Here is a 14170-nt window from a genome sequence, read left to right on the forward strand (position 1 = left end):
ATTGTCAAGCCCGCCAACATCCAGCCCGTCCTCATTGCTCCAACTCCGCGACACCAATGCTGCCGCACGCGCAGACGCCGCAATCACAGGTCCGTTGGTATTGCCCGAAATCATCGTGGGGAAGATGGAGCAATCCATGACTCGCAGCCCCGTTACCCCGCGCACTCGCAGATTCTCATCGACGACCGAATCCTTGTCCGATCCCATCCGGCACGATCCCACAAGATGATAGCCGGTGTGTCCGAAACGATGCCAGGCTTCCAATATGGAGTCGTCGTCGGCAAATCCGCTTCCCGGAAAAGTCTCCTCCCCGATGCCCGCCGCAAGAGGGTTGGTCGCGACCATGCGCCGGATGAAATGGACCAAGCCGACGGCGACTGCCCGATCCTTGGGTGTCGCCATGAAATTGGGCTCGATCGTCAATGGGTCGTCGGGACGAGGGCCGGTGATCGCGAGATAGCCACGGCTCTCCGGGCGCAGCCCATAGCCATTTATACTCAGTCCGGGATTTTGTTCGGTGGCTATCGGCATGGAATTGCGCTCGATCGAATAAGGCATCGCGAAGATGATAGCATCTGGCCGCACGGCCTGCGGAGCGACGCGCACGAAGGCGGCGACATCCGCATAGGGCGCGGCGAGCGGCCCGCCATTGGTGATCGCCCAGCGGGCTGCGCTCATGGCCAGCCGCATTCCTCGATAATGGTTGTTTGTGCTCCATGCCGGCGTTGTGCGCCATCGCATGGTCAGACATCGATGCTCAATGATATTGCGGCCGACATTCGGACTTTCGTGGACGATCGCTACGCCGGCGTCTTTCAATATATCGGCTGGACCGATGCCCGACATCTGCAGCAGTCGGGGAGATTCGAGCGCGCCCGCGCATAGGATGACCTCTCGCCTTGCCCGAATTCTTGAGGGCGTAGCGCCACGGATTTCTATGCCGACCGCTTGATCGCCATCGAAAATTATACGCTCGACTGTCGCGCCTGTCAGGACGGTGAGGTTGGCGCGTCCCTGCGCGCGCTTGAGGAAAGCCTGCGCCGCGCTCCAGCGGCGTCCGCGCCGGATGGTCTGTGGGACGACACCGATCACGCCGTCGCCATGCGGCTGGTTGAGGTCTTCGACCGCATTTAGGCCCATTGCAACGCCTGCGTCGATCACCGCTCGCTGAAAACCGCCAGGATGGTCGACGCGGGAGATGTGCAAGGGGCCGTCTGTTCCGTGCTCGGCCCCTTCACCCCATTGCTGGCCTTCTATGGAACGGAACCAGGGAAGCATGGAAGACCATCCCCAGCCATGACATCCCGCTTCCTCTAGCGCATCCCAGTCCTCTTTCTGGCCCCGGTTATAGACCATGCCGTTGATCGAACTCGACCCGCCCAACATGCGCCCACGCACCCATCGTTCCGTCTCGTCAGGCGCAGCATCCGCTTTGTGTGGCTGATAGACCCACAGATTGTCCGGGTCGCTCATGACGCGCCCGACGCCGCGCGGCATGTGGACGAACAGGCTTGCGTCGCTCTTGCCTGCCTCGACGAGGAGAACGGTATGATGGCCTCCGCGCGAAAGGCTCTCGGCCATCACACAGCCTGCGGAGCCAGCACCCACAATGATGAAATCATATTGCATGTAGATCCTGTCGCACTAGTCGCGGATAGCTTTGGGTCTCAATCTCATCCCTACTGGGTGGTGAGGAGGCATAGCGGGCTCTTCCCGTTCGTCAGGCGACCGCCTTCAGGGCAGGAATGTCCCGCGTATACGTATCGCGTCCCGACCGCAGCACAGTGCCGGGCCTTGCATCCCCAACCGCGCCATTGGCCACGGCGACCTGGCCGTTGACGAGGACATAGTCGATCCCGATCGCGTCGGCATACAAGCGTCCGGCCGTCGTAGTGCCGGGCAGGTCATAGCGGGTGTAGACAGGGCCGCGCGCAACGGTATCGGCATCGAAGATCACGACGTCGGCCCACATGCCCGGCGCCAATGTGCCGCGGTCGCGAATGCCCATGACGCCTGCCGGAACGCTCGTCAGTTGCCGAACGGCCTGGGGCAGGGACATAACTCCATATTCGCGTGCCTTTTGCAAAAGCGTGGTGGAGAAAGCGAAGGTGTCGATCATGTCCATATGTGCGCCCCCATCGGACGCGCCGACGATGGTCAGGTCATTTTCCCACATTTCGGCCCGCAATTTGTAGCCGTCGATGTCCTCGCCACGTGCATCGACCATGAAGGACGTGCGCAGTTCGTCATCCAGCGCGATGCCGATCATAACCTCGAACGTATCTTCCCCTGTCCTTTTGGCGATCTCACCGATCGTCATGCCTTCAAAAGGCTTATTCTTCTCGGTAAAGACCTCGGCGACACGGAATGCGTGCCACTTGGCGAAACCGGAGGTCATGGACTTTTGGCTCGCCGATGCCGCCAGGGTGTCGCGCACGAAACGGTTACGCAACTGCTCGATCCTCTCCTCGACCGAGAGCCGAAAGAGCGGTCCCCAGCCAGGAAGGGAATCGAAGATGAAGCCCGTTGCGAGGTTGACGCGGAGCGTCGGTGAACTGGCGAAGGTAAGCGCGATCACTTCCGCTCCCCTTTCGCGGGCCACCGTGCCGGCGTGAAGCTGGCGGTACGCCTTTTCCCTATCCTGCTCGCCCGACCCCTGGATCGCCAAAACATTCCAGTTCACCGGCCGCCCGCCCGCCAGGGAGAAGTCGACGAGAAGGTCAATCGTCTCGTCGTCAAACTCAAGATTGGGCAGGAACTCGAGAGTCGTTCCCTCATGGTTGCGAACGACGGCCGCAAGGTCCAGCATCTCCTGCTTAGAAGCGAAGCGGGACGGAACGGGATTGCCATCCGCGTCATTATGCGTCGGAGCGACAGTTGTTGAAAAGCCAAGGGCGCCTTCAGCCAATGATTGGCCGATGAGCGTTTTCATTGAATCTATTTCGGCCTGCGATGCTTCGTCCTTGTTCGCGCGCTCTCCCATTACGATCCGCCGGACAGCCGAATGGCCTACGAAGAAACCGGCATTCAGGAGAACCCGATTGTCCAGTCGCGAAAGATATTCGCCGAAGCTCGACCAGTCCCAAGGCACCCCGGCTCGAAGGGTTTCTTCCGGCATCCCTTCGACTCGCGCGAGCATTGGCAGCAGATATTGGCCCGCTTCCGGCGTCAGCGGCGCGATGCTGAATCCGCAAAAGCCTCCCAGGATCGTCGTGACGCCATGGAAGCAGGACGGCGAAAAGGTCGGGTCCCAAAAGGCTTGAGCGTCATAATGGGTATGGACGTCGATGAACCCAGGCGAGACCGTCTTGCCTTGGGCATCGATCGTTTCCTTGGCGTCCTCGGTGACCTCGCCGATCGACGTAATGCGTCCATCCTTTATGCCCACCGCGCCGGTGATCGGATCGGCGCCTGTGCCATCGATGATCGATCCGTTGATGATCTTGATGTCAAGCATTGCAATCTTGCTCCTCTGCTTGGCGCCTCAGCGCCCGTGTTTCTATCCGATATTTTGTTCTGATATGCTTCAGTCCGGACGCTGGAAGGCTGGTCCGGTATTCCCGCTCAGCAACGTGCGTCCGCCGTCGCAGATCAGTTCGTGACCTGTCATATAGCCCGCCGCCCGGCTCGCCAGAAAGATTCCGGCGGCGGCGATCTCGTCGGGATCGGCCATCCGGCGTATCGGAAAATCGGCGACCCGGCGCGCGACATCATCCTCGGGCAGCCAGCGCATCACTGCGGGGGTGCGCGTCATGCCGGGCGTCAGGATGTTGACCCGGACGCCGAGCGGACCCCATTCGATCGCGAGATTCTGTCCCAGGCGCATGAGTCCTAGCTTGGCGATCCCATAGGCAGCGATGTTCGGCTGCGGCCGAACGCCGGATGCCGAACCGACGAAGATCACGCTCGCCAGGTCGCTTTGTTTCAGCAGGTCCAGGGCGCGATGTGCCAGACGAGAGTAGTGGACGATGTTGAGCCGCAAGATCTTGGCGAACATTTCGTCGTCCGTGGCGGCGGCCGTTCCGCCCGCGCCAAAAAAGCTGGCTCCGAAGACTGTGTCGAGTTTGCCCCATCGCTGACCAGCCTTTTCGATCAGCATGTCTATGCTCTCGACATCGTCAAGATCAAATGCCTGCGGCCAGGCAACGGGATCTGCCGCTCCCTCGTTCAATTCATCCGCAACCGCCGCACACATCCCGCTATCACGCGCAGCGATGATGACGCGCCCGCCGTGGTCGACATATTGGCGTGCAAACGACTTGCCTATGCCTTTGGTCCCGCCCGCTACGAGAGCCACTCTTCCAGAGAGGTCGAACATTGCTGGAACCGTCATGACATTTTCACTCTCTGCAAATCCATTGGCGCAAATATCCGCGACTTGGACTTAAAATATGTCGCCGCCACGACGCATCACGACTTCGTTCAATTCGACTTCCGGCGGTTGGTCCAGAATGTATAGAATTGCCCGGGCGACCGCCTTTGTATCCAGCGCGTTGGTCATGGTTCTCAACGCGTGATCGCGCATTTCGGGCACAGTGATGCTGGCGTGAAGATCGGAGTCCATGACGCCGGGATGCACAGTCGATATGCGTATGCGGCCATTGGTTTCCTGCCGCAACCCTTCGCTGATCATCCGCTGGGCGGCTTTGGTGCCGCTGTAGACTGCGCTCGTGGGCGCTGCCTTCATTGAAGCTGTGGAGGCGACTGTGATGATCGTTCCGGAATTGCGGGACAGCATATGAGGCAGCACCGCATTTATGCCGTAGAGCATTCCTTTGATGTTGATGTCGATCATCTTGTCCCAGTCGTCCACCATGCCTTGTTCAATGAGCGAGATCGGCATGATGGCGGCATTGTTGATCAGGACATCGATCCGCCCGAAGCGATCCAGGGCCAGAGCCGCTAAACTGTCCATGTCGCCCCGCCGCGACACGTCGGTTTCCCGCCAAACAGCCGCATCGCCCAGGTCATCCGACAGGCTTGCTAATCGTTCGGGCCGGCGTGAGCCCAGCACCACCATATCTCCGGCTGCCACTAGAGCGCGGGCCGTAGCCGCGCCCAGACCGCCACTCGCGCCGGTGATGATGACCACTCGATCCGTCATTGTGTTTCTGCCTCTTCGGCGTGCGCAAGGGCTTCGAGCATTTGTCCGTCGCAGCTTTCGTCGACGATCCACTTGCACATGCGGCGCATCGGCTCGATGCCGTCTTGTATTTCCGTATTCAGCCCGACCGACCCTGCCGCGCCCAGCGAAACCACACGCTGTGCGCCTTGGAAGGCGAGCCGGTCGCGTAATTCTTCCTTGAGCTGCTCGGGATATATGCCGATCGTCTGGGTATAGGCATTGACCGATCTGACGGGAATGTCGATGTCGTCCACGGGCACCAGATTGGCGACGCGGCAGCCCAGCGTCGCAGAGAAATCGACTGGCTCGCCGTTGAGCGACACGATGACGGCCCCGTCGTTCCCGCTGTTCCCAACGATCCGATATTCATCGTCGAGATAGCTGATTGCATCGATCTCTTCGCGCAGCGTTCGGTCGAAATCCTTATGTGGGGTACTGATCGAGGGCGGCAGATCGCGGATCGCCTCGAAGGTCAGTTCGGCCAATCGCTCGCAGCGTCGCAATCCCGCTTGATCCGTGCCCGAATGGACATAAACGACCCGCGCGTTGACGCAGGCTTCCTGATTGTAGAGACCGATATCCAGGGCCAGTCGGCGCGCGACATGCCGCATCGTATCTTCGTCTACGAACGCATCCTTGCCGATAATCGTCCCGCTGAGTTTCGGATCCAGAGTCACCAAATCTATCCCCGGCTGGAGATATTTGCTGATATGGCTGATGGATGCGAGGCCGCCCCAGGCTATGATCTTTTCCACGCCCCGCGGATCATAGATGACCTTCTCGACCCGATCGTCTCCGCCCTTCCAATAGGCCACGCTGACATGGCGCGTCAGCGGATGATCCGGGGCCATGTCGATCATCGTCCGGGCAATTGCCGCAGCCGTCAGCGGATCGTTCGAGGGCGTTTTGATAACGCAGTCCGATCGCGTGAGAGCGTTGCGGATAATGGTCATCGCGGCCACGACGGGAAGATTGCCCGCAATGACATGCACCGCCCGCGCACCGAACGCCCGTACGCGGGCTTTTCCCTTGTTACCGCTCTGATTGGGCATTTCCACCCATCCTTCCAGATGGGCGATCCCGCAGGCGCGCTCCGCCGCTTCTCGCAGGCGCGAGGCATCGAACATTCGACCCATTGCGTCGAACTGCGCGTGCAGGATGCTGTCGCTCAGGCCCGATGTGCGGCGGGCAAGCTGAAATGCTTCCTCCCAGTAGGAGTTGCGCGCTAACGTCAGCCTTTCGCCGAGATTCACCAAATATTCCACGATGTCCGTGAAACGCAGCTTGTAGAGATCCGCCATAAGCGATGGGGTGCGCAAATTGATCTGATCGCCATAAAGAGCGACGTCCGGGCTCTCGAAGGACACGCCCCCCCGGCGGCCGCCAAATGGAATCCAATTATCCTCTATGACCGTGCCCCGAAGGATGAGGGGAACGCGAAAGCCCGTAACCGTCATCTTACCGCCCCAATCGTTCGAGCAGAAGCAGGGCGTCGTCATGGGCCTGCGGGGCGCCCGCGCATACGACCTTGTCGTCGCCCCCCTCCTTTTCGCTGTAGCGACGAATTTCATATTCGAGGAAATCGCCGGTCCGGCTGCACCCGCACGTCTCCTCCTTTGCCGAGAGCGTGACTTCGTCGCCAGTCACCAGCCCGGACCAATGGCTCGTGATGAGCGTGTCGAAAAAGGCCATGCGTCCGGTCCGGCGCTCTTCGCGGCCCAGCAGTTCGCCGCTTTTGGGGTCGAGCAGATAGGCGATGAGCGTCGGCGGGAAATGATAATGTCCCATCTCACATTCGAGGCAGCGGGAGATGACTTCGCTCATGCTGTAATAATGGAATATATTGTCGAAGCCGAGGAACTGCTTGATGCGATCCAGCCAGCCTTCGGGCCAATGGTTGCCCTTCGTGCCGCCACCCGTGGTCAGCACGCTGCCTTTTCCGAAGATTGCCACGTCGCCGCGCGCGAGGCCGGCCATTGCCCATTCGTACAAAGGCGGCCAGGTCGAACCAATCATCACGTCGCGCCCGGCAAAGCGTTCATGCGCTTCGGCAAAAAAGCGATTCATGTCCGCTTCCCGGTTCCGTTCGTTCGCAAGCATCTCATCCCGCTTGCCGGCGAGCGCTGGGCTTATGGCAATCGTGCCCTGCTCGCCCTTGGCATCGGCAGCGCGAATTCGGCCAGCGAGGGACACCACGTCCGCGCTCAGACGACGCTCGGGATAAAGATACAGCGCTTCTCCGCCTCCAAGGAGGGCGACGTTGCGTTCGCCTCCGCGTTGAGACGCGCTCGCGCCGAATCTGTAGGTGGGAATGATGACCGGGATATGGTTCTGGCGCGTGTCGGGTCCGCTATTTGGGCCACGCCAGTCGCGAACGAAAAGGGCAGCGTTGATCGTTCCGAGCGTATGGTCCGCGACAGTGCGCGGAACAAAGGACAGCTTGCCGCTGGTGCCGGAGGAGTGGAAGACACGAACGTCCGTGTCCCGGTCAAGACGGTCAATCCAATCGTCGATCGTCTCGACGCCGGTCATGTCGACGTTGCTTATATCGACGGCGCTCAGACCGTTCAGCCACTTGGTGAGTTTTGCAAATTCGCCCTTCTCGATCCAGGAAAGGGGATAGGCTTTGAGGGTCGTATGCGCGAAAAGCAGCGGAGCCAGATCGTCCTTCGTCTCCACTGTCTGGATTCCCTGGCCGTCGGCCAGCTTTTCAAGAATCGGTATCTTCGATCGCAATTGTGCGAAACGCACCTTTGCCCATTTGTCCTGATAGGCGTCGATCTCTTCCCGCGACCAGTGCATCATTTCATTATAGTCGCCGTCTACAAGCGCTCGCGGATCCTGCATCATGCGCTCGAAAAGGCTCGTCATGGCATCCTGCGTGACAGACTGTTCAAAACCCGCAGCGCCGGAGGGAGGTGACATTGTCGCCGCCATAATCTTTGTCCTCGTCCTAGGATCGGCAATTTCGGGCTTCGCTTCATTGCAGCCGGCCTTGACGGTCGCTGCCGACATTTTATTTAAGCCGATCGTTTTAATCTATGACAGGCTGAAACGATGCGTGTCAATGGCGAACATAAGTTCGTTCAGTTGCCGGTGCTTGAAGTTGCCGCGCTGCTCGGAAGTTGATCATCCCGTCGCTCAATAAGGCACGAGAGCCTTGAACGCGGCATCGTCATGCTTGGAACAGTAGTTTAACGGCCATGAGATCGACCTTGAGAGAGGTCGTTCTCGGCAGCGACGCGACGATCTCGATCTTCGCCGGAATTTGAGGTGAGGGAAGGGCCGCTCTGCAATGGTCTCTCAGCATGTCTGGAGAAGGGCGGTCGACGCCTGATCTCAATTCTACTGCCGCCACCGGGATGCTGCCCAGCCTGTCGTCGGGAATACCGACGACCGAGGCGTCAAGCACCGCAGGATGAGATCGAAGCACGTCGACTACCTTTTCAGGGAGAATCTTGTGGCCGCCGCGCAGGATCGCGCCGTCGCCTCGCCCTTTGTGAAAGACGAAGCCGTCATCGTCGATAACGACAATGTCGGTCGTTCTGATCCAATCGTCGCCTATCACAGGAACCAGGACTTCAAGGAAACCCTCTTCGCCTGGAGGGACGACCACGCCCGTTTCGAAATGGGCGGCCCGAACTTCAATCGACGGAAGTGGGCGGCCGATCGAGCCGGCCTTGCTCTGCCGATAACGGGTATGCAAATCTGGCGACCAGGAAATGACGGTCCCGCAAAATTCCGTGGCGCCATAGGCCCAGATAACGTCGATTCCATAGGCTGACTCGAATTCTTGCTGAAGATCCTGCGTCATCGGAGCGCTCCCGCCAAAGAAGTAGCGCAGGGATGCCAGTCGCTCCTTGGGCACCTTGGCGTCCAGGATCATGCGAGCCATTGCCGGAACCCCAGTCACAGAGGCAGGTTGAAGCCGCTCGATCGCGTCGACCCATTCGTCGACACTGAATTTTTCCAATAGGCATGTATATCTGTCGAGGGCCGCGCTTGCTACCAGGCAGCAAATGCCGCCGATCCCGCTATAAGGCCAAACCAGAATATCGGGCTCGGCGCCCGTCAGACTGGATGCAATTGCGCCGTCGATCGCGCGCACCAGCATCCGGGTAGGGAAACGGACCCGCTTTGGCTTTCCGGTGGTTCCGCTCGAAAGAATTTCGATTCCTGGTTCGCCCGTCATCTCGCGGAACGGGCCTGGCCCAGGCCGTTCGAGGCCCGTCACCAGATTAATCGCCGCATCGATCCCGATAGAATCATCATTGTTGAGGGAAATGCCCAAGCTTCCGCATCGACAAGCGGCTTCCATTAGCGGTTCCGTCCAGTCGTCGACGTCCGCGATCACGGCTGCGAAGCGGCTTTCCTCTATTTCCTGGGCGATCGCTTGGGCCGATTGAATGACATAGACCGAGGTCAACCAACGCCCATTCGACACCAGCCCGAGAATACAAGCTGCATGGAGCGGACGGTTGCGGGTTATGAGGGCGATCGAAGCGGACGGCGACACCGAGTTGTCGTCAAGCAATGCATTTATCCGATCCGCTAGCGCAGCATATTCTCCCTTGGAAAAGATTCGTCCCTTATATTCAACGATGGGCTTGGCCGGGTCACGATGCATGATCGCCGAAAGTTCTTGCCCGAATTCCATCCATCTTCTCCGTCAGGCCCCGGCAATTGAGCTCGCCGATGGTGGTCGCCTTCTTAGCACCGGTTGTCGTTTCAGCAAATTTTAATTCGATTGTTTGAATTGCATTTCTCAAAAACGCAGCACATGATGGGCTGATGGTTACGGCCGATGCGGCGTGCCGAATATTCCAACCCGTTTATAAATATATAAAAAATATAAGAATGAGGCCGAAGCGACGGGCGATGCCTCGCTGAAAGAGCCATCCGATGAGGTGGTCGTTGGAAGGAGAGGGGCTATGAATTTACGCAAAGCGACTGAAAACCATGATGGCATTTCAGCTGCGCGCCAACGTTATATCGTGGGCATTCTGCTTCTGATGTACGTGTTTGCGTATATGGACCGGACCATCTTGTCGCTCATGGTCGACCCGATAAAGCACTCCCTTCGGATATCGGACATTCAGTTCAGCCTGGTGCATGGGGTTGCTTTCGGCCTTTTCTATGCTTTGCTGGGACTTCCCATGGGATGGATAGTCGACCGCTTTTCCAAACGATGGGTGCTCTTTTGGGGAATTTTTTCCTGGTCGGCCGCGACTGTCTCATGCGGTCTCGCGCGAAGTTTCCCTGCGCTCGTCCTGTCCCGTTTCGGTGTGGGAGCGGGTGAGGCCACGCTTGTGCCGGTCGCTTACACGACCATCGCGCGCGCGCTGCCCAAGCATCGGACAGCCATGGGAATAGCTATTTTTTCCATGGGATCGGTAACAGGAGCGGCGTTGGCGATCGGCATCGGGGGCTATCTGATCGCGTGGCTGACCCGCATCGGTGGCGTTTCCTTGCCGCTGGTGGGGCATCTCGAACCTTGGCAAGGCGTCTTTCTCGTTGTCGGCGCGCCCGGCATCCTGGTCGCATTATTGGCCTTCACCTTGCCCGATGCGCCGCGAGATCAATCTCACCGCTCCGCTGTCGCATCCGAGGCATTTCTGCCTTTTGTCATAAAGAACAGGGCCTATCTGTTTTTTTCGGTCGGGGGCCTCAGCCTGACTACGGTCATCGCTAACGGCATGAATGCCTGGATGCCCGCTCTGCTCATGCGTCGTTATGGCCTTCCGGTGTCGGAAGTGGGACTCGTGATGTCGATCGTCATCCTCAACGGCATATTCGGCTTCGCAGCCAGCGGCTATCTTGCGGATCGTCTTTTCAAAGCGGGCCACAAGGACGGACATCTGCTTCCGGTCCTCATCTGCACGCCATTCATCATCTTGCTCTCGATCGTCGGCTTCTATTTTTCGACAGACGTTCGACTCACTTTGATTTGCGCGGCGCTGCTTTTGCCGCTTTTGTCGATCGGCAACGCGATAGCTGCCCATGTTCAATTATCGACTCCGCCTGCCCTGCGGGGTCGTCTCGCTGCGCTGACGGTGGCGGCGCAGCATTTTACCGGCCTCACCCTCGGGCCGCTGCTGGTTGCGGCTGTGACAGACCATGTCTTCAGAAATCCGATCGACGTCGGCCGATCCATGGCGGTGGTTGCGACGGGTGTGGGTCTCCTGAGCGGAGTCTTTTATCTGGCGGCCCGCAAATATGCACGGGCCGCGATCCAACGGATGGAAAGGGATGAAATAGGCCACGGCTCATGAAGCGATGGCGATGAGGCAGCCTGCGTCGCGGGGCCGGTCGGGAATGACTTAGCGGATCGCATGAATAAAGCGATCGCGGCAGATCTAAAAGGCAAAAAAAAACTGAAAACAGAAATGTAAGGAGAGGTAAAAATGAACCGCGTCATCTTCATAAGGGCCATCCTGTTTCAGGGCGTTGCGACCGTCGCACTTCTTGGCGCAGCCAGCGGCGCGGCGCTGGCTGCGCCAGTGCAGCCTCCGGTTGCGGATAATCCGCCAATCGCTTCTTCGACTGCCGCAAATTCGGACGGGGCAATCATCGTCACCGCTCGCAGGGTCGGCGAGAATATTCAGAAGGTTCCCGTGACAATCACGGCTTTTTCCGGCGACGCTCTGCGCGACAAGGGCATCGTTCAGGTGACTGATCTCCAAAAGCTCACGCCAGGTGTGGTGCTGAGCTTCGCGGGCTCTGCCTATAATACCAACTACAGCATCCGCGGGCAGTCCCGGTCGACGACAGGCGAGGCGCTTCCATCGGTCGTCACCTATGTGAACGAGGTGCCGCTCATCACCAACGCGAGCAGCGTTCCGACCTTCGATCTCGACAATATCCAAATTCTAAAAGGGCCGCAGGGAACGCTGTTCGGGCGCAACACGACGGGCGGCGCCGTGCTGGTTTACACCAAAAAGCCGACCTATGACTTTAATGGCTACATTGAAGGGACGCTGGGCGACTTTAACTGGCATGGCATCGAAGCTGCCGTCAATGTGCCGCTTGTCGACCAGGTAGCGGCATTCCGTATCGCTGGGAGAATACAGAAGCGGGACGGTTACACCCGGAACATGACCACGGACGAGGGCGACTTCGACGCTGTCGATGAAACCTCGATAAGAGCCTCGTTATTGCTGAATCTTGCACCCAATTTGACCAATCTGACCGTATATGACTACTCCCGCTCCAAATCGGCGGGAACGTCCGCCACCCTGTTTCTTCTAGCCCCTACCGGACCCGCCGCCACCAAATATAATTGCGGCACGTCCACCGCCTGCGATGCTTCTCTCGCTCTGGCCTATGCGCAGAATAATCCGAGGCGCCAACAGATCGAGATAGGACCGGATGGCGTGGGGCAGTATCTGGAATTTTCGAACTCGGGCGTTTCAAACACCACGAGCCTGGAAACCGATTTCGCGACTTTCAAAAATATCTTCGGCTATCGGCGCAGTCACATTGATTTCCGCGCCGATCTGGATGGCAGCGCATTTCCAGGATCCGACGTCGCGACCGTGCTGGGCCGCCAACAGGTGTCCAACGAACTTCAAGCCACGGGCAAATTGTTCAGCGGCAGGCTCAATTGGTTAGTAGGCGGTTTCTACGTACATGACACGCCTCGGGGCAACCTGCTGAGCGGCGCGGGCAGCGTCATCAACCCGATCAACATCAACACGGTCGCTTCGCAGGCTTATTACAGCAATTTGAGCAAGGCCGTCTTCGGTGACCTTACCTATGATCTGTCAGGCCTCATCGAGGGATTGAAGATCGAAGGGGCTTATCGGTACACGTGGGACAAACAGAAACTTTGCTCGACGAACACGTCTTTATTCAATGGACCCTATTTCGATGTCGATGGCTGCTATGCACGCGCCACTGCGCTGAAGCTCGCTACCAAGTCCAAGGCACCGACATGGAATATCGCTCTCAATTGGCAGGCGACAAGCGACATATTCCTCTACGCGAATCTTCGCAGAGGCTATAAGGGCGGCGGCATTAATCAACCTGCTTTTGCTCCAGCGGGGACACCGGGCCTTGTGCGTGATCTCAATGCCTATCAAGGTTTCAGCCCGGAATATCTCACCGATGTCGAACTTGGGTTCAAGACAAACTGGCAGGTTGGAGATTGGCGCGCCATTTTCAACCTCGCAGTATTCCATGACAAATATTCGGATATTCAGATTCCGCAAAGCGTGCCGGTCAATTTTGACGGGGACAATAACGCCGCCACGGATCCCCGGAATAACACCCTCATATTGAACACGGGCAGAGGTATTATCAAGGGGATCGAAGGTGAATTGACAGTCATTCCCTCGTCACGCCTCTCGGTTCACGCCGGCGCAGCTTATACCGACGCCAAGATCACGCGGTTGACGCTGCCGCCGCTTTTCAATGGCCTTAACGCGGCGGGAACGAGCTTCTTCGCCAGCCCAAAATTCACGTTTACGGGCAATGTGCGCTGGCAGTTGCCTATCGATGCCAAGCACGGAGAGCTAGCCATCAGCGCCGACTTTTATCACAGCAGCAGCGTTACTTATGTGACGCTCGTTTCGCCGTCCTATAATGTCACGAATCTGCGATTGAAATGGGACGGCGTGGAAAGAAGCAATCTCGACCTGACACTTTTTATCGATAATCTGTTTGATAAGCGCTACATTGACGCATCAATGTCGACCGCATTAGTTTCGACGGGATATATAACCGCCCATTTTGCACCGCCCCGGATCTTTGGTGCAAGAGCCAGATACAGTTTCTGATATCGTCACATCTACAAGTTATCGAGCAGATGACTGGAGCGCGACAACCGAACTGAAGACGGTGCGCGGATGCGCGCGAACCGCCCACGGTCGTTGACCTTGAAAGCGCCTCAGAACCAGGGACCAAATTCGCGTCAGTCTTTTAGGATAACGGTTGATGTAGATTGTTTTTGCAGGGCGGTGGCCTACATGATTTGTCATGCGGGGGAATTTTCTGGGTCGGGCTGGTTTTTGGTGAGCCAGCGCCGATGCTCTGTCTGGACGCATG

At 58.3% G+C, this 14170-nt stretch carries 9 protein-coding genes; 2 read left to right on the forward strand and 7 right to left on the reverse strand.

From position 1 onward, the window contains the following. The 7 genes from IQ35_RS19835 to IQ35_RS19865 form a co-directional block, all read right to left on the reverse strand. A partial coding sequence (locus IQ35_RS19835; RefSeq protein ID WP_145075964.1) for a GMC family oxidoreductase occupies positions 1-1629 on the reverse strand: 1629 nt, incomplete at its 3' end. Positions 1630-1720: 91 nt separating this feature from the next. After that, positions 1721-3457 carry an N-acyl-D-amino-acid deacylase family protein gene (locus IQ35_RS19840; RefSeq protein ID WP_021246171.1) on the reverse strand — a complete coding sequence of 579 codons (1737 nt, stop codon included), beginning with the start codon at positions 3455-3457 and terminating at the stop codon, positions 1721-1723. Positions 3458-3526: 69 nt separating this feature from the next. Beyond that, a complete protein-coding gene (locus IQ35_RS19845) occupies positions 3527-4333 on the reverse strand; it encodes an SDR family NAD(P)-dependent oxidoreductase (RefSeq protein WP_145075967.1) in 807 nt (268 codons plus the stop codon). A 51-nt stretch (positions 4334-4384) separates the two neighbouring features. Further along, a complete protein-coding gene (locus tag IQ35_RS19850; protein ID WP_199739998.1) occupies positions 4385-5092 on the reverse strand; it encodes an SDR family oxidoreductase in 708 nt (235 codons plus the stop codon). A gap of 8 nt (positions 5093-5100) precedes the next feature. Then, on the reverse strand, positions 5101-6624 hold the full coding sequence (locus IQ35_RS19855) for an acyl-CoA reductase (RefSeq protein WP_242003420.1): 1524 nt from the start codon (positions 6622-6624) through the stop codon (positions 5101-5103). Then, positions 6584-7996 (reverse strand): phenylacetate--CoA ligase family protein, encoded by a 1413-nt coding sequence (locus IQ35_RS19860; RefSeq protein WP_145075973.1) that lies wholly within the window; start codon positions 7994-7996, stop codon positions 6584-6586. Before IQ35_RS19860 ends, IQ35_RS19855 begins: the two co-directional genes overlap by 41 nt. A 304-nt stretch (positions 7997-8300) precedes the next feature. Continuing rightward, complete coding sequence (locus tag IQ35_RS19865; protein WP_021246176.1) at positions 8301-9782, reverse strand: class I adenylate-forming enzyme family protein; 1482 nt, start codon at positions 9780-9782, stop codon at positions 8301-8303. 274 nt (positions 9783-10056) lie between these two features. Here IQ35_RS19865 and IQ35_RS19870 point away from each other — a divergent pair, with 274 nt between their 5' ends. After that, positions 10057-11397, forward strand: a complete 1341-nt coding sequence (locus IQ35_RS19870) for an MFS transporter (RefSeq protein WP_145075976.1) — start codon at positions 10057-10059, stop codon at positions 11395-11397. 132 nt (positions 11398-11529) lie between these two features. Then, positions 11530-13902, forward strand: coding sequence for a TonB-dependent receptor (locus IQ35_RS19875; RefSeq protein ID WP_145075978.1), 2373 nt, complete (start codon positions 11530-11532; stop codon positions 13900-13902). Positions 13903-14170 lie beyond the last annotated feature (268 nt).

This window comes from Sphingobium wenxiniae (genome assembly GCF_007830065.1).
Lineage (GTDB): Bacteria > Pseudomonadota > Alphaproteobacteria > Sphingomonadales > Sphingomonadaceae > Sphingobium > Sphingobium wenxiniae.